General features: G+C 60.7%; 23 protein-coding genes and 3 tRNA genes. 14 read left to right on the forward strand and 12 right to left on the reverse strand.

Annotation, left to right across the window (positions count from 1 at the left end):
- Window positions 1–9: 9 nt before the first annotated feature.
- A complete protein-coding gene (rph, locus tag ACZ5SR_RS13195; protein WP_464449109.1) occupies window positions 10–768 on the reverse strand; it encodes a ribonuclease PH in 759 nt (252 codons plus the stop codon).
- 169 nt (window positions 769–937) lie between these two features.
- On the opposite strand from rph, the gene ACZ5SR_RS13200 reads away from it, so the two are divergent.
- The 4 genes from ACZ5SR_RS13200 to ACZ5SR_RS13215 all read left to right on the forward strand — a co-directional run bounded on the left by ACZ5SR_RS13200 (window position 938) and on the right by ACZ5SR_RS13215 (window position 5,113).
- The gene (locus tag ACZ5SR_RS13200; protein ID WP_464449110.1) at window positions 938–1,855 is read left to right on the forward strand and encodes a YicC/YloC family endoribonuclease; all 918 of its coding nucleotides are present in this window, start codon (window positions 938–940) and stop codon (window positions 1,853–1,855) included.
- Window positions 1,856–1,866: 11 nt separating this feature from the next.
- The gene (gene gmk / locus ACZ5SR_RS13205; RefSeq protein ID WP_464449111.1) at window positions 1,867–2,487 is read left to right on the forward strand and encodes a guanylate kinase; all 621 of its coding nucleotides are present in this window, start codon (window positions 1,867–1,869) and stop codon (window positions 2,485–2,487) included.
- 31 nt (window positions 2,488–2,518) lie between these two features.
- Window positions 2,519–2,719 carry a DNA-directed RNA polymerase subunit omega gene (gene rpoZ, locus ACZ5SR_RS13210; RefSeq protein ID WP_019425866.1) on the forward strand — a complete coding sequence of 67 codons (201 nt, stop codon included), beginning with the start codon at window positions 2,519–2,521 and terminating at the stop codon, window positions 2,717–2,719.
- Between the two features lie 123 nt (window positions 2,720–2,842).
- Window positions 2,843–5,113: a RelA/SpoT family protein gene (locus tag ACZ5SR_RS13215; RefSeq protein WP_464449112.1), complete on the forward strand. Its 2,271-nt coding sequence runs from the start codon at window positions 2,843–2,845 to the stop codon at window positions 5,111–5,113.
- Between the two features lie 30 nt (window positions 5,114–5,143).
- Here ACZ5SR_RS13215 and greB read toward each other — a convergent pair whose 3' ends face one another.
- The 7 genes from greB to ACZ5SR_RS13250 all read right to left on the reverse strand — a co-directional run bounded on the left by greB (window position 5,144) and on the right by ACZ5SR_RS13250 (window position 11,105).
- Window positions 5,144–5,698: a transcription elongation factor GreB gene (greB, locus tag ACZ5SR_RS13220; RefSeq protein ID WP_464449113.1), complete on the reverse strand. Its 555-nt coding sequence runs from the start codon at window positions 5,696–5,698 to the stop codon at window positions 5,144–5,146.
- A 119-nt stretch (window positions 5,699–5,817) separates the two neighbouring features.
- A tRNA-Arg gene (locus ACZ5SR_RS13225) sits at window positions 5,818–5,894 on the reverse strand.
- 55 nt (window positions 5,895–5,949) lie between these two features.
- Complete coding sequence (locus tag ACZ5SR_RS13230; RefSeq protein ID WP_464449114.1) at window positions 5,950–7,467, reverse strand: ABC transporter substrate-binding protein; 1,518 nt, start codon at window positions 7,465–7,467, stop codon at window positions 5,950–5,952.
- A gap of 12 nt (window positions 7,468–7,479) precedes the next feature.
- Entirely contained in the window at window positions 7,480–8,301 is an 822-nt protein-coding gene (locus ACZ5SR_RS13235) for an ATP-binding cassette domain-containing protein (RefSeq protein WP_464449115.1), read from the reverse strand.
- Window positions 8,298–9,302 carry an ABC transporter ATP-binding protein gene (locus tag ACZ5SR_RS13240; protein ID WP_464449116.1) on the reverse strand — a complete coding sequence of 335 codons (1,005 nt, stop codon included), beginning with the start codon at window positions 9,300–9,302 and terminating at the stop codon, window positions 8,298–8,300. The genes ACZ5SR_RS13235 and ACZ5SR_RS13240 overlap by 4 nt, the downstream gene beginning before the upstream one ends.
- A gap of 2 nt (window positions 9,303–9,304) precedes the next feature.
- Window positions 9,305–10,150 carry an ABC transporter permease gene (locus ACZ5SR_RS13245; RefSeq protein WP_464449117.1) on the reverse strand — a complete coding sequence of 282 codons (846 nt, stop codon included), beginning with the start codon at window positions 10,148–10,150 and terminating at the stop codon, window positions 9,305–9,307.
- Window positions 10,140–11,105, reverse strand: coding sequence for an ABC transporter permease (locus tag ACZ5SR_RS13250; protein ID WP_464449118.1), 966 nt, complete (start codon window positions 11,103–11,105; stop codon window positions 10,140–10,142). Before ACZ5SR_RS13250 ends, ACZ5SR_RS13245 begins: the two co-directional genes overlap by 11 nt.
- Before the next feature lie 44 nt (window positions 11,106–11,149).
- On the opposite strand from ACZ5SR_RS13250, the gene ACZ5SR_RS13255 reads away from it, so the two are divergent.
- Window positions 11,150–12,181, forward strand: coding sequence for a P1 family peptidase (locus ACZ5SR_RS13255; protein WP_464449119.1), 1,032 nt, complete (start codon window positions 11,150–11,152; stop codon window positions 12,179–12,181).
- A 55-nt stretch (window positions 12,182–12,236) separates the two neighbouring features.
- Here the strand turns inward: ACZ5SR_RS13255 and ACZ5SR_RS13260 are convergent.
- Both ACZ5SR_RS13260 and hrcA read right to left on the reverse strand, forming a co-directional pair.
- A tRNA-Ile gene (locus tag ACZ5SR_RS13260) sits at window positions 12,237–12,313 on the reverse strand.
- Between the two features lie 34 nt (window positions 12,314–12,347).
- Window positions 12,348–13,352, reverse strand: a complete 1,005-nt coding sequence (gene hrcA / locus ACZ5SR_RS13265) for a heat-inducible transcriptional repressor HrcA (RefSeq protein ID WP_090043464.1) — start codon at window positions 13,350–13,352, stop codon at window positions 12,348–12,350.
- 28 nt (window positions 13,353–13,380) lie between these two features.
- Here hrcA and ACZ5SR_RS13270 point away from each other — a divergent pair, with 28 nt between their 5' ends.
- Genes ACZ5SR_RS13270 through rapZ form a run of 3 tightly spaced genes read left to right on the forward strand, consistent with a single transcriptional unit; the run spans window position 13,381 to window position 16,844 of the window.
- The gene (locus ACZ5SR_RS13270) at window positions 13,381–14,274 is read left to right on the forward strand and encodes an NAD kinase (protein ID WP_464449120.1); all 894 of its coding nucleotides are present in this window, start codon (window positions 13,381–13,383) and stop codon (window positions 14,272–14,274) included.
- Window positions 14,275–14,277: 3 nt separating this feature from the next.
- Window positions 14,278–15,984, forward strand: coding sequence for a DNA repair protein RecN (recN, locus tag ACZ5SR_RS13275; RefSeq protein WP_464449121.1), 1,707 nt, complete (start codon window positions 14,278–14,280; stop codon window positions 15,982–15,984).
- Window positions 15,981–16,844, forward strand: coding sequence for an RNase adapter RapZ (rapZ, locus tag ACZ5SR_RS13280; RefSeq protein ID WP_464451054.1), 864 nt, complete (start codon window positions 15,981–15,983; stop codon window positions 16,842–16,844). Before recN ends, rapZ begins: the two co-directional genes overlap by 4 nt.
- 21 nt (window positions 16,845–16,865) lie before the next feature.
- Here rapZ and mutY read toward each other — a convergent pair whose 3' ends face one another.
- Both mutY and mutM read right to left on the reverse strand, forming a co-directional pair.
- Window positions 16,866–17,906, reverse strand: a complete 1,041-nt coding sequence (gene mutY, locus ACZ5SR_RS13285) for an A/G-specific adenine glycosylase (protein ID WP_464451123.1) — start codon at window positions 17,904–17,906, stop codon at window positions 16,866–16,868.
- On the reverse strand, window positions 17,891–18,706 hold the full coding sequence (mutM, locus tag ACZ5SR_RS13290; RefSeq protein ID WP_464449123.1) for a bifunctional DNA-formamidopyrimidine glycosylase/DNA-(apurinic or apyrimidinic site) lyase: 816 nt from the start codon (window positions 18,704–18,706) through the stop codon (window positions 17,891–17,893). Before mutM ends, mutY begins: the two co-directional genes overlap by 16 nt.
- A gap of 77 nt (window positions 18,707–18,783) precedes the next feature.
- On the opposite strand from mutM, the gene ACZ5SR_RS13295 reads away from it, so the two are divergent.
- From ACZ5SR_RS13295 to ACZ5SR_RS13320, 6 genes are all read left to right on the forward strand, one after another.
- Window positions 18,784–20,505, forward strand: coding sequence for a tetratricopeptide repeat protein (locus ACZ5SR_RS13295; protein WP_464449124.1), 1,722 nt, complete (start codon window positions 18,784–18,786; stop codon window positions 20,503–20,505).
- A complete protein-coding gene (locus ACZ5SR_RS13300) occupies window positions 20,502–21,020 on the forward strand; it encodes a lipoprotein insertase outer membrane protein LolB (RefSeq protein ID WP_464449125.1) in 519 nt (172 codons plus the stop codon). Before ACZ5SR_RS13295 ends, ACZ5SR_RS13300 begins: the two co-directional genes overlap by 4 nt.
- 37 nt (window positions 21,021–21,057) lie before the next feature.
- The gene (ispE, locus tag ACZ5SR_RS13305; protein WP_464449126.1) at window positions 21,058–21,903 is read left to right on the forward strand and encodes a 4-(cytidine 5'-diphospho)-2-C-methyl-D-erythritol kinase; all 846 of its coding nucleotides are present in this window, start codon (window positions 21,058–21,060) and stop codon (window positions 21,901–21,903) included.
- Between the two features lie 34 nt (window positions 21,904–21,937).
- Window positions 21,938–22,014 (forward strand) — tRNA-Gln (locus tag ACZ5SR_RS13310).
- A gap of 41 nt (window positions 22,015–22,055) precedes the next feature.
- Window positions 22,056–23,033, forward strand: a complete 978-nt coding sequence (locus ACZ5SR_RS13315; protein ID WP_464449127.1) for a ribose-phosphate pyrophosphokinase — start codon at window positions 22,056–22,058, stop codon at window positions 23,031–23,033.
- A gap of 99 nt (window positions 23,034–23,132) precedes the next feature.
- Window positions 23,133–23,759: a 50S ribosomal protein L25/general stress protein Ctc gene (locus tag ACZ5SR_RS13320; protein WP_464449128.1), complete on the forward strand. Its 627-nt coding sequence runs from the start codon at window positions 23,133–23,135 to the stop codon at window positions 23,757–23,759.
- The last annotated feature ends 68 nt before the right edge of the window (window positions 23,760–23,827 follow it).

The raw sequence follows: 23,827 nt of genomic DNA on the forward strand, positions 1-23,827 counted from the left end.
CGGACAGGTTCAGGCGCTGAAAGTCAGGGTTTGGGGCGCGTCGTGCGCCTGCTTTTGCAACTGCACCAGCTGCGCAATGCCTTTTTCGGCCAAGGCCAGCATGCGGTCCATCTCAACGCGTGTGAAGGCCACGCCTTCGGCGGTGCCCTGCACTTCCACAAAGTTGCCAGCGCCGGTCATCACCACGTTCATGTCGGTGTCGCAAGCCGAGTCTTCCGGGTAATCGAGGTCCAGCAAAGCGGTGCCGCTTTTCAAGCCCACCGAGATGGCCGCCACGCGGTCAAGGATGGGGGATTCGGTCAGTTTGCCGGTCTGCATCAACCAGTTCACCGCATCTTGAGCCGCCACAAAAGCGCCCGTGATGCTGGCCGTGCGGGTGCCGCCGTCGGCTTGCAACACGTCGCAGTCCAGGTGAATGGTGCGCTCGCCCAGCTTTTTCAGATCGAACACGGCGCGCAGCGAGCGGCCAATCAGGCGCTGAATTTCTTGCGTGCGGCCGCTTTGTTTGCCGCGTGCGGCTTCGCGGTCGCCCCGGGTGTGGGTGGCGCGGGGCAGCATGCCGTATTCAGCCGTGACCCAGCCCTCGCCGCTGCCCTTTTTGTGGCCCGGCACTTTTTCTTCGACCGAAGCAGTGCACAGCACGCGGGTCTGGCCAAATTCGATCAGCACCGAGCCTTCGGCATGCACGGTGTAACCGCGGGTGATGCGCACAGGGCGCAAAGCATCGGCGTTGCGGCTGGTTCGGACGTAGGAGCTGGTGGTGTTCATGATGGCGCTGAAGTGGTTGGCTCTGGGGTCTTGGCCGTGCGCCCGGCAGTGAGCGGGCGGGGCGGACACAAGAGTTTGAGATAATGCCTCGTTTCATGCTCAGCCAAGCTGGGCATCAGCAGCGCCTCATGGCCCATGGGGCCAAGCGCTGTCACAAGGAACTTGATCGATGCCAGTTTACAGTATGACCGGATACGCCAGCGTGCAGCACAGCCCGCAGGCCGCAGACGGTGAAAGCCCTGCCAACGCGGCCCACACAGCCCGGCTGGGGCTTGAAATCCGCTCGGTCAACAGCCGCTTCCTCGACCTGAGTTTTCGCCTGCCCGAAGAGCTGCGCCAGCTCGAACCCGGCCTGCGCGAACTGATCACCCGCCAGATCAAACGCGGCAAAGTCGAAGTGCGCGCCAGCCAGGATGCCGGTGATGGCGCTGCCCTGCAAGCGCCTAACCACCAAGCCCTGCAAAAAATCGCGGCCTTGCAAGAAAAAATTCAAGATTGGTTGCCCAATGCCCGCGCATTGAGCGTGGCCGATGTGCTGCGCATGAGCGCTGGCAGTTCGGGCCAAGCCGCAGCCGATGAAGCCGCCTGGATGCAACTGGCCAGCCAAGCGGTGGACGCCCTGCGCGAAGCCCGCGCCCGAGAAGGCGCCCGCTTGACCGAGATGCTGCAAAGCCACATTGAGCAGCTGCGCAGCCTGGCCGAACAGGCCGTTCCGCTGGTGCCGCAACTGGTCGAGCAGCAGCGCCAGCGCTTTTTGGAACGCTGGAAGGACGCCATGGCCCTGGCAGATGGCAGCCACCTGCCTGAAGCCGCCCAAGACCGCGCTCTGACCGAAGCCACAGCTTTTGCCATCCGCATCGACGTAGCTGAAGAGCTGACCCGCCTGCGCTCGCACCTGGACGAACTCAGCCGCCTGCTCACCAAAGGCGGCGACATTGGGAAGCGCCTGGACTTCCTGATCCAAGAACTGCACCGCGAAGCCAACACTTTGGGCTCCAAATCGGCCGTGCTCGAGATGACGCGCATCTCGGTGGACATGAAGGTGCTGATTGAGCAAATGCGCGAACAAGTCCAGAACATCGAATAAAGAGCCACCACATGGATTACCCCGGAAACCTGTTTGTCGTGGCCGCCCCCAGCGGGGCTGGCAAATCCAGCCTGGTCAAGGCCTTGATGGAGCTGGACGCGCGCGTGCAGCCCACGGTCTCGCACACCACCCGCCCCCCGCGCGGGCAGGAAAAGCATGGCCGAGAGTACTTTTTTGCTTCGGTTCAAGAGTTTGATGCCATGGTGCTGGGCGACGCCTTCGTCGAATGGGCCCATGTGCATGGCCAGCGCTACGGCACCTCGAAAAAGATGATCGAAGAACGCATGGCGCAAGGTGCCGACGTGATTCTGGAAATCGACTACCAAGGTGCTCTGCAGATCAAGAAGATGTACGCCAACGCGGTGTTGATCTTCATCTTGCCGCCCAGCTGGGAAGAATTGCGCTCACGCCTGGAGCGCCGAGGCGAAGACGCCCCCGACATCATCGAACTGCGCCTGCAAAACGCTGCCGTCGAGATGGCGCAGGCCCAAGAATTCGACTTCGTTATAATCAACGAAGTATTTGATCGTGCTCTGTTTGACCTCAAAGCGGTTGTTCACGCCCAACGGCTCAAGTACCACGTCCAGCGCCGCGCACGGCCTGACACCTTTCAAGCTCTCAAGATGGCTTGAACCCAGCACAGAAATTCTCAAGGAAAACATCATGGCCCGCATCACCGTTGAAGACTGCCTGGAACAAATCCCGAACCGCTTTCAGTTGGTTTTGGCTGCCACATACCGTGCACGCATGCTGAGCCAAGGCCACACGGCACGCATCGAGAGCAAAAACAAGCCCGGCGTGACCGCCTTGCGCGAAATCGCTGCAGGTAAAGTCGGCATCGAGATGCTCAAGCGCGTGTCCTGAAATCGGGATACCCGGGTGGGTCTGGTCCGAACCAGCGCCTCACCCCCACACAAAACGCCCCAGTGATGGGGCTTTTTTTTGCCTATTTTCCAAGCCCTCAATCGCTTGCGTTACATTGATGCCATGAGTGCCGTTTTGCCCCAAAACCCCAAAGCTGGCTCCAGCCGCCCCAAAGCGCTGGACCCTGCTGCTGCCAATGCGGCCGCAGCCAGCTTTGCTGTGCTGGAAGCGCAACTGGGCTACCTGAACGAAACCGAGACCGACATGGTGCGGCGGGCCTACAAATTTGCCGACGAAGCCCACCTGGGCCAGATGCGCAAAAGTGGCGAACCCTACATCACCCACCCGATTGCTGTGGCTGGTTTGTGCACCGAATGGAAGCTCGATGCTCAGGCCTTGGCCGCCGCCTTGCTGCACGATGCCATGGAAGACTGCGGCGTCACCAAGGTGGAGCTGATCGAGCGCTTTGGCTCGCCTGTGGCGGAACTGGTGGACGGCCTGACCAAACTGGACAAGCTGGAATTCAACACCCGCGAAGAAAACCAGGCGGAGTCCTTTCGCAAGATGCTGCTGGCCATGGCCAGAGATGTGCGGGTAATCCTGATCAAGTTGGCTGACCGCACCCACAACATGCGCACCATGTCGGACATTCCGCGCAGCAAGTGGGGCCGAATTGCCTCTGAGACGCTGGAAATCTACGCCCCGATTGCACACCGCTTGGGCCTGAACCAGATTTACCGCGAGCTGCAAGATCTGGCCTTCAAGCACTTGCTGCCCTGGCGTTATGCGGTGCTGACCAAGGCCGTCTCGCGTGCGCGCAACCGCCGCCGCGACCTGATCCAAAAAGTACAGGCCGATGTGGAGGCTGTGTTCGCCCAAGCCAAGATGGATGTGCGCATCAGTGGCCGCGAAAAAACCCTTTATTCCATCTACAAGAAGATGGATGAAAAACACCTGAGCTTTGCCCAGGTCACCGATATTTATGGCCTTCGGGTCATCGTGCCCTCGGTCATCGACTGTTACACCGCTCTGGGCTTGCTGCACCAGATCTACAAGCCATTGCCTGGCAAATTCAAAGACCACATCGCCATTGCCAAGGTCAACGGCTACCAGTCGCTGCACACCACCTTGGTAGGGCCATCGGGCGTGAACGTCGAGTTCCAGATGCGCACCGAAGCCATGCACTTGGTGGCCGAATCAGGTGTGGCCGCGCACTGGCTCTACAAAGAACACGAATCGGCCAGTGCCCAGTCCGAGCGCTTGGGCACGCAGTGGCTGCAATCACTTTTGGACATCCAGACCGAAACACGCGACGCGGCCGAGTTCTGGGACCACGTCAAGGTCGACTTGTTTCCAGATGCTGTCTATGTTTTCACCCCCAAGAGCCAAATCATGGCCTTGCCACGGGGTGCCACGGTGGTGGACTTTGCCTACGCCATCCACAGCCGCGTGGGCGACCACGCCATGGCTGCCCGCATCAATGGCGACCAGGTGCCATTGCGCACCGAACTCAAAAACGGTGACGTGGTGGAGGTGATCACTGCGCCCGTGTCGGCCCCCAATCCAGCTTGGCTGGGCTTTGTGCGCACGGGTCGGGCACGCTCCAAGATTCGCCATCACCTCAAGACCATGGCGCAAACCGAGTCGGTCGAGTTGGGCGAAAAACTCCTGTCCCAAGCCCTGCGTGCCGAAGGCATCGACAAACTGCCCTCTGACGAAGAAACCGATCAGGTCATTTGGGAAAAGCTGCTGCGTTTCACTGGCAACCGCAACCGCGCAGATTTGCTGATGGACATCGGCCTGGGCAAACGCATCGCCACCATTGTGGCCAAGCGCTTGACCGCTTTGCTGTCAGAGCGGGGCCAAAAGCCCGATGCCCTGCTGATGACGCGGGAACGCTTTACGGCACACGAGTCCATCTCGCAAGGGGCCATCACCCTGGACGGCAGCGAAAACGCATCGGTGGTCTATTCACGCTGCTGTCGCCCCCTGCCCGGAGACGACATCGTGGGTTACCTCGGCCGTGGTGAAGGCCTGGCCGTGCATACCCGCGACTGCGCCACCGCACGCAAACTGGAGCACAAGGACAGCGAACGCTTCATCGGTGTGGAGTGGGCAGACGAATTGAACCGCAGCTTCGAGACCGCCATCAACGTCAGCGTGGTCAATGGCAAGGGTGTGTTGGCGCGTGTGGCTGGTGCACTGGCCGCTGCCGAAACCGACATCGTGCACGTGGACATGGGCAGCGATTCGCCGCAAGACATGGCCGAGTTGAAATTTGTCATTGCCGTGCGGGATGCGGCACATCTGGAGCAAGTGCTGCGCCACCTCAAGCGCACCCCTTCGGTGGTCAGGGCCGAGCGCCAGACCCACAAAAGCAACGCCCCGACCTGAAAACGGCACCCAGCGGCTTGCAAGGCCGCTTCAAGCAGGCGCCGGATAGCTGACCTGCAACACCTCGATGTCCAGCACGCCAGCGGGCGTGAGCAATTTGAGTTCATCGCCTTCGCGTGACTTGAGCAAAGTGCGCGCAATCGGCGAGACCCAGCTGACCTGGCCTTGCAAACTGTCGGCCTCGTCGATGCCCAAAATCGTGACCGTTCGCTCGGTGCCCGATGCCTCGGCGTAGGTGACCGTGGCTCCAAAGAACACCTGATCGCTGCCGTGGTGCACCACCGGGTCGACCACTTCGGCGATCTCCAAACGCTTGGTCAAAAAGCGGATGCGCCGATCGATCTCGCGCAGACGTTTTTTGCCATAGAGGTAATCGCCGTTTTCTGATCGGTCGCCATTGCTGGCGGCCCAATGCACGATTTCGACCACTTTGGGCCGCTCGTCGTCGATCAAAGCGAACAGCTCAGCCCGCAGGCGGGCATAGCCTTCGGGTGTCATGTAATTGCGGGCACCTGAAGGCAGCGCCGGCAAACCCAGCTCTTCGTCGTCATCGCCGTCGGATTCTTTGGTGAAGGCTTTGCTCATGTCCTGGTGTTCAAGGGCAAAATGCGACACGCCTGCGAGAGCTTCATTTGGGGAAGCACTGTTTTGTGCGTGAGAAAATAGAAAAAGCCCACAACTTTCGTTGTGGGCTTTCTAATTTTTGGTGCGGCTGGCAGGAATCGAACCCACGACCCCTTGGTTCGTAGCCAAGTACTCTATCCAGCTGAGCTACAGCCGCATCATGCATCGAATTATAGCAAGCTTTTCGGGGCACTTTGGGGCTGCCCTTCAATTTATTGCCAAGACACGGCCGACATGTCGTTGGCAAAAATCGGCGAGCTCGACCACAGGCCTTTGAGGCCTTTGCGGTAAACCGCTGTGTTGGTGGCATTGAACAAGAACACGTTGACCGCATCTTTGGCGATCATGCGCTGCATGTCGCCAAACAGCTGGGTGCGCTCTTTGGCCGCGGTGGTGGACGCATGTTTGGCAGCCAAGTCGCGGAAGGCCTTGCTGTCGTAACCCCAGTAATACTGCGGGTTGGCATAAGCCATGTAGTCAAGTGGCTCGACGTGGTTGATCACCGTCAGGTCAAAGTTGCCCTTGAAGGTGCCACCCAGCCATTGGGCCCATTCCACGTTTTCTATTTTGGCCACAACGCCGACCTTGGCCAGCTGCGCGGCCAAGATTTCGCCACCCTTGCGGGCGTAAGGCGGTGGGGGCAATGTCAGGGTCACGTTCAGTGGGGTTTGCACGCCGGCTTCCTTGAGCAGGGCCTTGGCTTTTTCAGGGTCGTAGGCATAGGTGTTGCTCAACTCCACATAGCCCGCATCGGTGGGGGCCATGTGGCTGCCAATGGGTTTGGCCAAGCCTTCAAACACGCCATCGATGAACGCTTTCTTGTCGACCGCATGCGACAAGGCGCGGCGCACGCGCACATCGTCAAACGGCTTTTTGCGGTTGTTGATGGTCATGATGCCTTTGCCCGCCGTGCTGCCCAGCTCGACCACAAAGCGCTTGTCTTTCTGGAACTGTTGCAGGCTTTGCGGCGACTGAAAACGGGGCATGCCGTCGATGTCGCCGGCGAGCAAGGCGGCCACTTGGGCAGCCGAATCGTTGATGAATCGGAAGGTGACTTTCTTCACTTTGATGGCGTTGGCATCTCGAAAGCCATCCCACTTGGACAAGGTCACGGCGGTGCCTTTGGCCCAGTTCTCGAGTTTGTAAGGGCCGGTGCCCACGGGCTTGGTGGCCGCATTGGCCGCGCTGTCGGGGTGCAAGATGACGGCGGTGTTCTCGCCCATGCGGAACAAGAAGTTGCCATCCGGGTTGGTGAGCACAAGCACCACGGTGTGTGCATCGGGCGTCGAGATGTGGGTGATGTTGTTGAACACCGCGCCTTTGGCCTTGTTGGTGCTCTTGGCGTCTTTCGCACGCTCGAAGCTGAACTTGACGGCGGCTGAATCAAAAGGAGTGCCATCGGAAAACTTCACACCCTTGCGCAATTTGAAGGTGTAGGCCTTGCCGTCGGCGTCCATTTTCCAGCTCTCGGCCAGCAAGGGGGTGATGCTCCCATCGACGTTGATTTTGGTCAGGCCTTCAAGGATGTTGTAGTGCACCACTTCACCGATGGCGGCAGCCGGAGCCATGGTCGGGTCCAAGCTGGTGGGCTCCAGGATCATGCCCAGGGTGACGGTGTCTTTGCGCGACTGCGCTTGCGCCTGCAAAGGGGCCGCCACCAAGCTGGCCACCAACACGGCAGCCGAACTCAAAGCGAGGGTACGGCGGGTCATGGAAGAAACATTTCTCATGGAGACTCCTGTTCAAAAAGAAGGGGGCTGGCCAGGCACGGCAGCCAACAAAGCCCGAGTGTAAGGGTGCTCGGCTTGCTCAAAAATTTGGCTTGCCGGGCCTTGCTCGACCACACGGCCCGACTGCAAGACCAGCACATCGTCGCACATCAAATTAACGACCGCCAAGTCGTGGCTGACCAACAAATAACTCAGGCCGTAGCGGTCTTGCAGGTCCATCATCAAGTTCAATACTTGCGCCTGAACAGACACATCGAGCGCACTCACGGGCTCATCGGCCACGATCAAAGCGGGACGGGTGATCAAGGCGCGGGCAATCGCAATGCGCTGGCGTTGACCACCCGAAAATTCGTGTGGGTATTTGTCCAGGTCTGCGGTTCTGAGGCCGACTTCGCTCATCGCTTGTGCAGCCCGCTCGCGCAACTCAGCTCGTCCATCCGCAGGTTTCACCAAGGTCTGGATCGGCTCGGTCACGATGGCCAGCACTTTTTGACGGGGGTCCAGCGAACCGTAAGGGTCTTGGAACACCATCTGAAAACCGCTGCGCAATTGGCGCAAAGCCTGTCCGCGAGCCTCGTGTACGTCCACACCGTTGAACAAAACCTGTCCCTCGGTGGGTGTGTCGAGCGCCATGACCAAACGCGCCAAGGTGGACTTGCCTGAACCGGACTCGCCCACGATGCCCAAACTTTTTCCCGGTTGCAGGGTGAAGTTCACGTCCGACAAAGCCTGCAAAGCGCCTGCAGGTTGAAACAAACCTGTGCGGGGCAAGGCAAAGCGCCGCCCCAAATGCTTCACCGCCAGCAGCGGCGCAGATGTGTGCGTCTCGCTCATGGCAGCCTCCAGCGCGGACAGCTGACCACATGGGGCACTTCCCCCGCGGCTTCGTGTGAGATGTTGTCTGCCTGCGGGGGTGTCTGGCGGCAATCGTCCACCGCCAAGCTGCAACGGTCTGCAAACGCACACCCCGCCGGAAAATCCATCAACTCGGGCACGCTGCCAGGAATCGTGGTCAAGCGGGTACCGCGTGCCAGCCCCAAGCGCGGGCGCGCCGCAAACAAACCGCGTGTGTACGGGTGCGCCCGGTGCGCAAACAAATCAGGCGTGTCCGCGCTCTCCACCACCGCACCGCCATACATGACCATCACGCGGTCCACCTGGTCCTGCATCAGGCCCAAGTCGTGGCTGATCAAGAGCAAGCCCATGCCGTCTTCGCGCACCAATTGTTTGATGAGCACCAACACCTCTTTTTGCACCGTGACATCAAGCGCGGTGGTAGGTTCATCGGCAATCAACAAGTCGGGGCCACAGGCCAGCGCGATCGAGATCATCACGCGCTGGCGTTGTCCGCCCGACAGCTCATGCGGATAGGCGTCAAGCCGCTCACGCGCCCGTGGCAGCTGCACGCGTTCGAGCAGTTGCAGGGCGCGGGCTTTGGCGTCGCTGGCGCTCATGTGTCGGTGCAGACGCAAGGGCTCTGCAATCTGCTTCCAGATCGGGTGCAGGGGGTTGAGCGCCGTCATCGGCTCCTGAAAAATCATGGCCATGCGGGCACCACGAAGCTGGCACAACTGCGGCTCGGGCAGGCCCACCAGTTCTTGGCCTTGCAGCGCAATGGACCCGCTCACGCGGGCGCGTTCGGGCAACAAGCCCATCAGGGCCAAAGCCGTGAGCGATTTGCCGCTGCCGCTCTCACCAATCAGGCCGACCGTTTGGCCACGCTCCATGCGCCAGGACACGCCGCGCAGGGCCTGTGCCCAGCCCCTGGCTGTGGGCAGGCTCACCCGCAAATCATCAACTTGCAGCAAAGGCTGGGCGCTTGAAAGATCACGCATGTTCACCTCTGCCGCGCCAGCCGGGGGTCGAGCACATCGCGCAAACCATCGCCCAGCAAATTCAGCCCCAACACCGCCAAGGCAATGGCCGCGCCCGGGTACACCGCGAGCATGGGGGCTTGGAACATCTGCGACTGCGCTTCGTTGAGCATGCGGCCCCAGCTGGGCTGCGGCGGCTGCGTGCCCAGGCCCAAATAAGACAAAGCCGCTTCAGCAAGGATGGCGATGGCGAACTGGATGGTGGCCTGCACGATCAGCACGCTGGCGATGTTGGGCAACACATGCGCCAAGGTGATGGCCAATGGACCTTTGCCTGCCGCTCGCGCTGCAGCCGTGTAGTCACGCGACCAAACCGCGTTGGCCGCGCCCCGCGAAATGCGGGCAAACACCGGGATGTTGAAAATGCCAATGGCCACGATGCTCACCAACAAACCCGGCCCATAGATCGCGGTCAGCATGATGGCCGACAACAAGGCCGGAAAGGCGAAAGTGAAGTCCGAGGCGCGCATGATGACTTCTTCGACCCAACCGCGCCGCGCCGAGGCCAGCAAGCCCAATGGCACGCCCACACCCAGGCCAATGCCCACCGCAATGAATCCCACCAACAAAGAATTTTGGCTGCCCACCAGCAGCAAAGAGCCGATGTCGCGCCCCAAGCTGTCGGTGCCGAACCAATGCGCAGCACTGGGCGAGGCCAATTTATTAGGAATGTCGATGTCGCCTACCGGGTAAGGCGACCAGAACAAGGACAGCACGGCGCACAGCACCATCAGCAAGACCATGGCCCCGCCCGCCACAAAACTCGGGTGACGCAAAGCGCGGCGCATCCAGTGCTGGTTATTGCGCATGGCCCGCCTTCAAGCGCGGATCGATCCACGCATACAGCACGTCAATACAAAAGTTAATGAGGATGACCAGCGCCGCCAGCAGCATGACCACATCGCGCACCACGATCAAATCGCGGTTGGCAATGGCCTGAAAAATCAACCGCCCAATGCCGGGCAACACAAACACGTTTTCAATCACGATGGCGCTGGTGATCAGGTTGCCAAACTGCAAGCCCATCACCGTCAGGACCGGGATCATGGCGTTGCGCAACACATGGCCCCACAGCACCTGGCGGCGAGACAAGCCTTTGGCCCTGGCGGTGCGCACGAAGTCTTCGCCCAATGTGTCTAGCACGGCCGATCGGGTCACCCGCGTCAAGATGGCCGTTTGCACCGCCGCCAGCGCCATCGCGGGCAAGAGCAAGGCCTTGATGCCCTCGCCCACTCCGCCGCCATCGTCCTCGGACCAGCCCGGAAAACCGCCCGCGCTCACCCACTCCAGATGCACCGCAAACAGCAGGATCAAAAGAATGGCCAGCCAGAAATTGGGCAAGGCCAAGCCCAGTTGGCTGAGTGTCATCACGCCCACATCGCCCGCCTTGTTTTGCTGCGAAGCGGCATAAATGCCCAGCGCCAGCGCCAGCGCCACCGTGAGCCCCATGGCCATCACGGCCAGCGGCAGCGTCACCTGCATGCGCTCTGCCATGAGCTGCGCCGTGGGGGTATCGTAAGAAATGCTCAGGCCCGTCTGGCCCTGCAACATGCCACCTATCCAGTTCAGGTAGCGGGTGGCCGCTGGCTGGTTGAGGCCCAATTTTTCTTCCATCGCCGCGATCGACTCGGGCGTGGCCGTTTCGCCCAAAATGACCTGCGCGGCATTGCCAGGCAAAAGTTCAAGCACGGCAAACACCACGACCGACGTGGCCAGCAGGGTCAGCACAAAGCTCAGCAGCCGTCTCAAAACAAACAGGGGCACGCGCTATCCTTGGGGTCTGTGAGCAACGATGAACAGGGTTTTCAATGGCATCGCAAACGATTGTAAACAGCGTCCAAGACGACGTTTGGGGCTCTATTGTGGATGTCCCCGGGCTACAGGTCGGTCACTTCACGATGAGCGAACGGTTAACAGGCTGCTCAGTGGTCTTGGCCCCCGGCGGGGCCGTGGGTGCGGTGGATGTGCGCGGGGCTGCCCCGGGCACCCGAGAAACCGATTTGTTGGACCCGGCCAACCTGGTGGACAGAGTGCATGCGGTGGTGCTCAGCGGCGGCAGCGCCTTTGGCTTGGACGCCGCTACAGGCGTAGTGCGCTGGCTCGATGAGCAGGGTATTGGCTTTGAAACCGGTTACGGCCGTGTGCCCATCGTGCCTGCGGCCGTGTTGTTTGACTTGCCCGTCGTGCGCCAGGGAGACGACCCCAAGGCACGTCCAAACGCAGAAGCGGGCTACGCTGCCTGCGAGGCGGCGTCCACAGCCTCACCGGCAGCAGGCAATGTGGGCGCAGGGGCAGGTGCCTGCGTGGGCAAACTCTTTGGCCTGGACCGCTGCATGAAAGGCGGCATTGGCAACGCCAGTGTGCGTGTGGGCCCTTGGGTGGTGGGCGCCTTGGTCGCCTGCAACGCGGTGGGCGATGTGATCGACCCCGCCACAGGCCAAGTGCTGGCCGGAGCCCGCACGGCCGATGGAAAAAACTTGCTGGACACGCAACGCGCCTTGCTGGCGGGCGAGCACGGCAAGCGCCCCCTACCAGGCACCAACACCACCATTGGCGTAGTGGCCACCAACGCCACCCTGAGTAAAGCCCAGGCCAAACGCCTGGCCATGAGCGCCCACGACGGCTTGGCCCGCAGCATCCGCCCCGCGCACACCACGCTGGACGGCGACACGCTGTATGCATTGGCAACAGGCACCGAAACGGGTCCGGTCGATTTGATGCTGCTGACTGTGATGGCGGCCGAGGCCACAGCGCTGGCCACGGTCGATGCGATTCGGCAGGCGCGGGGCATCGCCACCCAAACAGGGGATGTGCCTGCGGCCATGGATATGGCCTCCTGAGCCCAGAAACGACAAAGCCCACTCGGTGAAAAGTGGGCTGAGTTGTGGATTGAAATGGTAGGGCGTGACAGACTTGAACTGTCGACCAAAGGATTATGAGTCCTCTGCTCTAACCAACTGAGCTAACGCCCCCACCGAAGCCGTGATTGTAGTGGGCTGCAGGGGCTTATTTGGACTGGCTCAGCGCGTTGCTGACCAAGCGCGAAGTGATGTTGACGATCTGGATCATGCGGTCATAGGGCATGCGGGTCGGACCGATCACGCCCAAGGTGCCGACCACCTGACCATCGACTTCGTAAGGTGAGCTGACCACCGACAACTCTTGCATGGGCACGATCTGGCTTTCACCGCCGATGTAAATGCGCACGCCTTCGGCCTGGCTGGACACGTCCAGCAAGCGCATGAGCTGGGTTTTTTGCTCAAACAGGTCAAACGCCCGGCGCAAATGCCCCATGTCACTGGAAAAATCGCTCACCGACAGCAAGTTGCGCTCACCCGCAATGACCACTTCGTTCTGGTCTTCAGCCAGGGCTTCGGTGCTGACCTGCACAGCGGCCTGCATGAGCGTGGCGATTTCGCTTTGCAGACTGACCAGCTCTTGCTGCACCCGGCTGCGCACCTGCTCAATGGCCATGCCCGCGTAATGGGTGTTCAGGAAATTCGAGGTCTCGATCAGCTGGCTTTGCGAGTAATCGGTCTCGGTGAACAGGATGCGGTTTTGCACATCGCCTTCGGGCGAGACGATGATGACCAGCAAACGCCGCTCGGACAGCCGCAAAAACTCAATGTGCCGAAATACGGAGGCCCGGCGCGGTGTCATGACCACACCCACAAAATGCGACAGGTTGGACAACAAATTGGCTGCGCTGGCGATCACTTTTTGGGGCTGGTCGGGCGTCAGCGCCGGGGTGTCCAGGCCATCGCGCTGCACCGTGAGCATGGTGTCTACAAACAGGCGGTAGCCTCGGCTGGTGGGGATTCGCCCGGCTGAGGTGTGGGGGCTGGCGATCAGGCCCAACTCTTCCAGGTCGGACATCACGTTGCGGATGGTGGCAGGTGACAAATCCAGGCCTGAGGCTTTGGAGAGCGTGCGCGAGCCCACAGGCTGGCCGTCCGCAATGTAGCGTTCCACCAGGGCTTTGAGCAATAACTTGGCACGATCATCTAGCATCAGCTCATTTTAATGATGTAATTTGCGAATGAGATCCAAGTTCCGTCACGTTGCACTCTTTGGCAAGTACCACACCACCGCGCATGGCGGGGCGCTGGAGAGTTCACGCCGCGCCCTGGACGATGTGGCCCAGTTCTTGACGCGGCAAGGCTGCGATGTGGTGCTGGACCAGGAAACCGCTTCGCACACGGGCCTGAACCAATACCCTGTGCTCGAAATGGCCGAGATTGGCGCGCAGTGTGATCTGGGCCTGGTGATCGGAGGCGACGGCACCATGCTGGGCATTGGCCGCCAGATGGCCCGCTACGCACTGCCTTTGATGGGCATCAATCAAGGGCGGCTGGGTTTCATCACCGACATCCCGCTGCAAACTTACCAAGATGTGCTGCAGCCTATGCTGCAGGGCCATTACCAAGCCGAAGACCGCAGCTTGCTGCAAGCCAAGGTCATGCGCGACCAGCGCTGCGTGTTCAGCGCCTTGGCTATGAACGATGTGGTGGTCAACCGGGGCGGCACCTCGGGCATGGTGGAGCTGAGGGTCGAGGTGGACGGTCACTTTGTGTCCAACCAACGCGCCGACGGTCTGATCATCGCCACCCCCACGGGCTCCACGGCTTATTCACTCTCGGTCGGCGGCCCCTTGATGCACCCGGGCATTGGCGGCTGGGTGATGGCCCCGATCGCACCCCACACCTTGTCCAATCGCCCGATCGTGTTGCCCGAAACCAGCGAGATCAGCATCGAAATCGTGGCTGGGCGTTATGTCAGCGCCAACTTTGACATGCAATCGCTGGCCGATCTGATTCTGGGCGACCGAATCGTGGTGCAGCGCTCGGAGCACAAAGTGCGCTTTTTGCACCCAGCGGGCTGGAATTATTTCGACACCTTGCGCAAAAAAATGCACTGGAATGGGGGCGATTGAGCCATGGCATTGACGCACATCACCCTGCGCGACTTTGTGATCGTGCAAGAACTGGCGCTGGACCTGAGCTCAGGCTTCAGCGTGTTGACCGGCGAGACCGGTGCAGGCAAATCCATTTTGATCGACGCCTTGCAACTGGCCTTGGGTGCCCGCGCCGAAGCCAGTGTGGTGCGCGAAGGTGCCAGCCGCTGCGAGGTCTGCGCAGAATTTGAACCCACACCCCGCATTCAGACTTGGCTCGAAGATGCCGGGTTTGAGGCCAGTGCCAACTTGCTGCTGCGCCGCACGGTGGACACCGCCGGCAAAAGCCGCGCGTGGATCAACGGCAGCCCCGCCACCGCCACACAGCTGCGCGAACTGGGCGAGCAGTTGCTGGATATCCATGGACAGCACGCCTGGCAAAGCCTGACCCGGCCTGATGCGGTGCGTGGTTTGCTCGATGCCTATGCGGGCACCGACACGCGCCCGCTCAAAACCGCTTGGCAAGCCTGGCGGCAGGCCCAGCAAACGCTGACCGATGCCCAGCAAGCGCAAAGCACCTTGGCCAACGAGCGCGAACGCTTGGCCTGGCAAATTGGCGAGCTGGAAAAGCTGAACCCGCAGGTAGACGAATGGCAGGAGCTGAGCAGCCAGCACAGCCGATTGGCCAATGCACAGGCCTTGATCGACGGGGCCAACCAGAGCACGGTCTTGCTCGAAGGGGGCGACAGCGACAGCGAAGGCGGCGCGTTGCGACAGCTGTCCCGCGCCATCCAGACCCTGCAGTCGCTCGGTCAGTACGAACCCGAGTTCAACGCCCTGGCCGATGTGCTGGTGTCTGCGCAAGCCCAAGCCGAAGACGTGGCCCACAGCCTGCACACTTATTTGCGAAAAACAGATCTGGACCCACAGCACCTGGCCCAACTGGACGATCGCATGGGCCTGTGGCTGTCGCTGGCCCGGCGCTACAAAAAAACACCGGACGAGCTGCCCTTGAGCTTGCAAAGCTGGCGCCAAGAGCTGGCCCAGCTCGATGCCGCAGCCGACCTGGACAGCCTGCAAAAGGCCGAACAAGCTGCCCACAAAGCTTGCCTTCAAGCAGCCAAAGCCGTCTCGCAGCAACGCCAAAAAGCGGCCAAACCCCTGGCCCAAGCCGTGAGCAGCGCCATGCAGCAACTGGGCATGCAAGGTGGCCGCTTTGAGGTGCAGCTGCAAACACTGGAAGCGCCCGCACAGCACGGTCTCGAAGAAGTCAGCTTTCTGGTGGCAGGGCACGAGGGCAGTACGCCCCGGCCTGTGGGCAAAGTGGCTTCGGGTGGCGAGCTATCGCGCATCGCGTTGGCCATTGCAGTCACCACCAGTGAACTGGGCGAAGCTGGCACCTTGATCTTTGACGAGGTGGACTCGGGTGTGGGCGGTGCTGTGGCCGAAACCGTGGGTCGCCTGATGAAACAACTGGGCCAACACCGCCAGGTGCTGGCCGTGACCCACCTGCCCCAGGTGGCCGCCTGCGCAGACCATCACCTGTTGGTGAGCAAAACCGCGGCCAAGGGCCAGGTCAGCAGCCAGGTGCGCGGCGTGAGCGGCGAAGGGCGCGTGAACGAAATTGCCCGCATGCTGGGCGGTGAAAAGTTGTCCGCCACCACCTTGGCCCACGCCCGCGAAATGCTGGGCACCCCAACCCCAAAGCCCTCCTCTCAACCCCTTGGCCGCAAAGCCGCACAGAGCTGAGCATGGACATCATCCTGATCACCGGCATGTCCGGCTCCGGCAAATCGGTGGCGCTGCACGCGCTCGAAGACGCCGGTTATTACTGCGTGGACAACCTGCCGCCCGAGCTGCTGATCCCCTTCGTCAAACTCGAAGAAAAGCAAAAGGAACAACGCCTTGCGATTGCCATCGATGTGCGCAGCGCCAATTCCTTGCACCTGATGCCCGAGCAAATGGCCTTGCTGCGCGACATGGGCATGACCGTGAAATCGGTTTTTCTGGACGCCACCAGCGACACCTTGCAGCGCCGCTACTCGGAAACTCGGCGCAAGCACCCTTTGTCGGGCGGCAGCAAACCACAAAGCGACAAGGCGCTGCTGGAAACCATCCAGTTCGAGCGCGAATTGTTGTCCGATTTGCGTGAGCGGGCCCACGTCATCGACACCAGTTTGTTGCGCTCAGCCCAACTCCAAACCTACATCAAGACCTTGGTCAGCACCCCATCGGCCCAATTGACGCTGGTGTTTGAGTCCTTTGGCTTCAAGCGCGGCATTCCCACCGACGCCGACTACGTGTTTGATGTGCGCATGCTGCCCAACCCGCATTACGAAAGCGCCTTGAGACCCCTCACCGGACGTGACGAACCGGTGCAAGCCTACCTGCGCCAGTCCGAAGAGTTTGTGCAGATGCAGTTGCAGATCGAAGGTTTCTTACAGAACTGGATCCCCGCCATTGAGCGCGACCACCGCAGCTACGTCACCGTGGCCATTGGTTGCACCGGAGGCCAGCACCGATCGGTGTTCATGGTCGAACAACTGGCCCAGAGTTTCGGCACCCGCTGGCTCACACTCAAGCGGCACCGGGAGCTGGACGCGCTTTGAGCGCCACCCATCTGATGTGAATCAAGCCGTCAACAAGCTTCGAATCGGGGCTGGCAAGCCCATCGCAGGCCAGGCATCGGCGTTCACCCATTGACCTTCACCAATCGGACTTGACTTCGCTGACCCGGTCATTTGGACAGGATGCAAGTGCAAATCGCGGTGGGTCAACACGTGCTTCCATGGCGCGACGTACTGCGGGTCTCGCCCCGACGTCCAAGCGGCCAGCAAATCTGCCTCAGAGTCAAACACGGGCAAGCTGAACAAACCGGCCCAAATGCCCTTGTCCGGCCGCTTTTGCAGCCACACCTGGCCTTGCGCATTGACCGCCCACAACAACCACAAGGTGGCGCTGCTGCGCTTGAGTTTGCGGGTTTTGACGGGATAAGCCAACGGCTCGCCCTGTTCTTGAGCCTGACAGACCGTGCTGACAGGGCAGGCCTCGCACTGTGCCTTGCGCGGCAAACACACGGTGGCACCCAAATCCATCAGGGCCTGGGTGTAGCGCGGCATGTCGGCCGCTTGCGCAGGCAACAGGTCTTGCGCCAACGCCCACAGGGCTTTTTCATTTTTGGCGATGGCCAGGTCTTCGCCATAACCCAACACGCGGGTCAGCACGCGCTTGACGTTGCCGTCCAGAATGGCGGCACGCTCGCCAAAGCAAAAGGCCGCAATAGCCGCTGCAGTGGACCTGCCAATGCCGGGCATGGTCTGCAGGTCTTCAGCACGGCGCGGAAAGGCCCCGCCAAAACGCCCCATCACCTCTTGGGCACACTTGTGCAGGTTGCGAGCCCGGCTGTAATAGCCCAGACCGCTCCACAGCGCCAGCACATCGTCTTGCGGCGCAGCGGCCAACGCCGCCACGTCCGGAAAACGCTCCAAAAACCGGGGAAAGTAATCCAGCACCGTGCTCACCTGCGTTTGCTGCAACATGATTTCGGACAGCCAAACGCGGTAAGGGTCCTGGGTGTTTTGCCAAGGCAGGCTTTGGCGACCATGCAGGCGCTGCCAATCCACCATCCGGCGGGCAAACCCCTCCGGTAAATTCATCAAGGCTTCTGGCATGTGGGACAGTAAAAAGTGGTGCGCTGGCCTTGCAGCATGGATTGGATGGGTGTGGCGCACACCCGGCAAGGCTCGCCTGCGCGGCCGTACACCGCGGCTTCGAGTTGAAAATAGCCCGTGCGGCCTTCGGCGTTCACAAAATCCTTGAGCGAGCTGCCGCCCTGCTCTACCGCACGGGTCAGCACCTGCACGATGGCCGCATGCAGACGGGCCACCCGGGGTTTGGACAAACGCGAGGCCTTGGTCGTGGGGCGGATCCCCGCCATGAACAAGGCTTCCGACGCATAAATATTGCCCACGCCCACCACCTCATCGCCCGCCAGCAAAACCTGCTTGATGGCCGACTGGCGTTTTTTGAGGGCCTGGGCAAAAGCGGCCACATCGAACTGGGCGCTCAAGGGCTCCACGCCCAAGCGCCCCAGCAGCTTTTGCGCTTGCGGTGAGTCTTCTCCAGGCGCCCAAACCACCGCCCCAAAGCGGCGCGGGTCGTGCAAACGCAGCACGCCTCGATCGGTCACCAGATCCATGTGGTCGTGCGGGCCAGCTTCGGGCTGCGTGGGGGCAAAATTCAAACTGCCCGACATGCCCAAATGCACCAGCAGCAGACCTTGGTCCAGGTCCAGCAGCAGGTACTTGCCGCGCCTTCGCACGCCCCAGATTTGTCGCCCCACTAAGGTGGCAGAAGGCACACCCAGGGGCCAGCGCAAGGGCTTGCCCATGTGCAGCGCCAAAATGTGGGCCGAAGCGATGCGGTCGGCAAAACTGCGGCGTGTGACTTCAACTTCTGGGAGTTCGGGCATGCAAGGGTCGGGCGCCTGCGATGGCCATTGGCCTGTGGCGCACTGGTTAAAAAGGTGGCTGGATTATGATGGTCGGCATGAAATTCTGGTTTCGACTTGCCCTCTTGTCCTCGTGCGTTGTCAGTGCTTGGGCGCAGTCTGCCGCACCCCAAGCAGAAGAGGTGCCCAAACAATCGGCGCTCAACGCTGCCCTGTTCTACCAAATCCTGCTGGGTGAGCTCAACACCCGGCAAGGCTCGCCAGGCAGCGGTTTTTCGATCATGCTCGACGCGGCGCGCAAAACCCGAGACCCGGCGCTGTTCCAGCGCTCGGTCGACATGGCACTGCAAGCCCGCTCCGGCGATGCCGCCCTGCAAGCTGCACAGGCCTGGAAAAGGGACATTCCCTCCGCCGTCGAAGCGAGCCGCTACGTGCTCCAAATTTTGCTGGCACTCAACAGGGTCGAAGAAGCGGGCAAAGCCCTGACAGTCTCGATCCATGAGATGCCACTGGACGAGCAGCCCGGTGCCATTGCCTCTGTGCCGCGTTTGTTTAGTGTGGTGCAAGACAAGGCCCTGGCGGCCGATGTGGTGGAAAAAGCCCTGACCCAGGCTTTCACCCAAAAAGCGACTTCGGCTGCGGCATGGACCACCGTGGGCCGCATGCGCCGCGATGCAGGCCAGATTTCGCGTGCGGTGGATGCCACCACCCGAGGCCACAATGCAGACCCACAGGCCACAGGTCCTTTGGTGTTGGCACTCAGCCTGCTGGTCAACACCAACAGCACGCTCAAGCCCATGGTCGATGCGGCCATGAAAACCGATGTCGTGCCTGAGCTGCGCATGGGCTACGCCCGCACATTGGTGGGGCTGCAGCTCTACCCCGAAGCCCTGGCGCAATTGGTGGTGCTCAATGCCAAGCACCCACAGTTTGCCGATGGCTGGCTGATCCACGGTCTGGTGTTGCAGGAAAACGGCCAACTGCCGGAAGCCGAAAAACGCCTCGAAGAGTACATCCGCTTAGTGGCCAACAGCAAGACACCCGAGCAGCAGGCCGGATTGACCGAAGCCTTGATGAGTCTGGCGCAAATCGCTCAGAAACAAGGGCAACTGGAGCGTGCCAACCAATGGCTCAGCCGCATGCCAGCGGGGGCTGACCCCATCAAGCTCGCCAGTCGCCAAGCCGATGTACTGGCGCAGCAAGGCCGCATGGACGAGGCGCGCCGCGTGCTGGCTCAAGTCAAACCCGCCAACGCCGAGCAGGCTCGCCGCAAGGTGCTGGCCCAATCCTTTTGGCTGCGTGAGCACCGCGACCCAGCGGCCGCCTACGCTTTGGTTCGGGCGGCCCTGGACAAAAAACCCGACGACACCGAGTTGCTGACCGAGTTGTCGCTGGTTTGCGAAAAGCTCAAGCGCTTTGACGAAATGGAAGACCTGCTGCGTCAGCTGATGACACTGTCACCACAAGAAGCACACGCTTTCAATGCCCTAGGCTACTCGCTTGCAGACCGCAACATCCGCCTGGAAGAAGCGCAGCAACTGATCGAAAAAGCCATACAACTGTCGCCGCAAGACGCCTACATACAGGACAGTCTGGGCTGGCTGAAGTTCCGCCAAGGCCTGCACCAGGAAGCCTTGACCATCCTCAAAGCGGCCTACAAAGCCAAACCCGACGCCGAGATCGCAGCGCACTTGGGCGAAGTGCTCTGGGTCACCGGCCAACAACGTGAAGCGGGCACCATTTGGCGCGAAGGCCTGCTGCTCAAGGCCAACAACGAGACCCTGGCCGAAACCCTTAAGCGCTTCAACTTCAAACCATGACGTCTGCTCAGCAGCCCTGGCCCTCCCCATTGGAGCGACGCGCCTGGTTGGGCCTGCTCAGCGTCAGTTTGGTCAGCCTGACCGGTTGCGCCACCCCCCGCCCAAAGCCCGCTGACACGACCGCCTTCTGGTCGGGGCGTCTGGCCTTGCAATTGCAAAGCACACCACCACAAAACTGGAGTGCCAGCTTCGAGCTGCAAGGCTCGGCCGAACAAGGTCAATTGGTCTTGCTCAGCCCGATTGGCACAACACTGGCACGCCTGAGCTGGACACCCCAATCCGCCCTGCTGGAGCAAGGTCAAGACAAAACCGCGAGCAGCAGCCTGCAAAGCCTGAGTCAGCGCCTGACAGGCACCGATCTGCCCATAGCCGCGCTGTTTGAATGGCTGGCAGGCAAAGCCGCTGATGCGCCCGGCTGGCAAGTGGACCTGTCTGCTCACCCGCAAGGCCGCCTGACGGCCAGCAGAAACACCCCTGCCCCCGAAACCGTGTTGCGCATCCTGCTCGACCGCTGAGGTCGCCTGCCCCCAAGGTCTGGCGATAATCTGCTCCATGAAACTGCTGCACGACGTTCCGGCCCCGGCCAAGCTCAACTTGTTCCTGCACATCACGGGCCAGCGCCCCGACGGTTACCACCTGCTGCAATCGGTGTTCATGCTCATCGACTGGTGCGACACCCTGCACTTTGAAAATCGTCCTGGCGGCGTCATCAGCCGGGAAGACCTGACCGTCCAACTGCCCGCAGACGACCTGATCACCCGCGCCGCCAAATTGCTGCAGCAGCACACAGGCTGCAAACAAGGCGTTCACATCGCGGTTGAGAAAAAAATTCCGGCTCAGGCGGGCATGGGGGGCGGCTCATCAGACGCCGCCAGCTGCCTGCTCGCACTCAACCGGCTTTGGGATCTGAAACTGAACCTGACTGCACTCGAACAACTGGGCCTGCAGCTGGGTGCAGACGTGCCTTTTTTCCTGTGCGGCCACAACGCATGGGTCGAAGGCATCGGCGAAAAAATCACCCCCATTGCGTTGCCTGCGGCACAGTTTTGGGTCATCAAACCCCCTTCGGGCGTTGAAACTTCTCAAATTTTTACGCACCCAGCGCTTCAACGGGCCACAAAGCCTGCTATAATTTCGGTCTTCGCTGCAGAGCCATATGACTTTGGTCACAATGATCTGCAACCCGTCGCACAGACGATCTGCCCAGATGTTTCTCTCGCACTCCAAGTGCTTGGCAACGCAGGCATGAAAGGCAAAATGACGGGTTCTGGCAGTGCAGTGTTCGCTCATTGCACTTCAGGCACCGCGCCAATTCAGGTCTCAGACCTTTGGCAAGTGCGCAAATGCAGCAATTTGGAGGTTCACCCTTTACAGGGATGGGCATCCAGCGATAGTTGATCGGTCGGTCGCTGTTTCAGCGGTCAACCCGTGTAGGGGAGTCGCCAAGTTGGTTAAGGCACCGGATTTTGATTCCGGCATTCGAAGGTTCGAGTCCTTCTTCCCCTGCCAAATACGTTCAATCGTACAGGCCCCTTTATCTGATCGCTGGAATGCACATGCAGCCTGCTTCACTTCCCCCCGAATTCATGCTGTTCACCGGCAATGCCAACCCCGTTTTGGCCGCCGAGATCGCCAAGCACCTGGGCACACAGCTCGGCGCGGTCGATGTGGGCCGTTTCTCTGACGGTGAAGTCACCGTCGAGCTCAAGCAAAACGTTCGTGCCCGTGAAGTGTTCGTTGTGCAGTCCACCTGCGCCCCGACGAACGAAAACCTGATGGAACTGCTGATCATGGTCGACGCGTTCAAACGCGCCTCGGCTGGACGCATCAGCGCCGTCATCCCCTATTTCGGTTACGCCCGCCAGGACCGCCGTCCACGCTCCACCCGTGTGCCGATCTCGGCCAAGGTGGTCGCCAACATGCTGCAAGCGGTAGGTGTTGACCGTGTGCTGACCATGGACTTGCACGCTGACCAGATTCAGGGTTTCTTTGACATCCCGGTCGACAACATTTACGCGTCCCCTGTTTTACTGGGCGATCTGCGCCAGAAAAACTACGAAGACCTGATTGTCGTGTCCCCTGACGTCGGCGGTGTGGTGCGCGCTCGCGCACTGGCCAAACAGCTCGGTTGCGACCTGGCCATCATCGACAAGCGCCGCCCCAAAGCCAACGTGTCTGAAGTCATGCACGTCATTGGCGAGATCGAAGGCCGCAACTGCGTGATCATGGACGACATGATCGACACCGCTGGCACCCTGGTCAAAGCGGCCGAAGTGCTCAAAGAGCGCGGCGCCAAAAAAGTTTATGCCTATTGCACACACCCGATCTTTTCGGGTCCGGCCATCGACCGCATCGCCAAAGGCGAAGCCCTCGACGAAGTCGTGGTCACCAACACCATCCCGCTGTCGGCAGAAGCCGCAGCGTGTTCCAAGATTCGCCAACTCTCCGTGGCTCCGCTGATCGCCGAAACGATCAACCGGATTGCCCATGGCGAGTCGGTGATGAGCCTGTTCTCCGATCAAGCCTGATCGGAAGAAGGCCTACAGCGGCCAGCCGTCCTTGTGGACTGGCTGGCTTTTTTGAGTCAGGGTCGCACTGGTCGCGGTGGACCCTAGAAGGAGAAATGTATGAAATTTGTCGCTTTTGAGCGCGCTAAGCAGGGCACGGGTGCGAGCCGCCGTCTCCGCAATTCCGGTCGCACACCTGGCATCGTTTACGGTTCCACATCGGCCCCCCAACTGATCGAGCTGGACCACAACGCTTTGTGGCACGCCCTGAAAAAGGAAGCTTTCCATGCTTCGATTCTGGACATGGAATTGAACGGTCAGTCCAGCAAAGTTTTGCTGCGTGACTACCAGATGCACCCCTACAAGCAGTTGGTGCAACACATCGACTTCCAGCGCGTGGACGCCAACACCACTTTGCACATGAAAGTGCCATTGCACTTCAGCGGCGAAGAAGAGTCCGAAGCCGTCAAAACCGACAAGTGCACGATCACCCACGTGGCGACCGAAATCGAAGTGGCTTGCTTGCCTGCCAGCCTGCCCGAATTCATCGCGGTGGACCTGAAGGGCCTGACCAAGGGCAATTCGCTGCACCTGAACGACATCACCTTGCCTGCTGGCTGCAAAGCCATCACCCACGGCAAGAAAAACCCGGTCCTCGTGTCCGTGGTGGCTCCTGTCGAAGAAGTGGTTGCTGCCCCCGTGGCCGCTGCCCCAGCAGACGCCAAAAAAGGCAAAGGCAAGAAGTAATCTTCTACCCAGGGCATCAAAGCCCTGCACCTTCAAGGCCCGCGCAAGCGGGCCTTTTGCTTTGGGGT

This window comes from Limnohabitans sp. TEGF002, assembly GCF_055395845.1.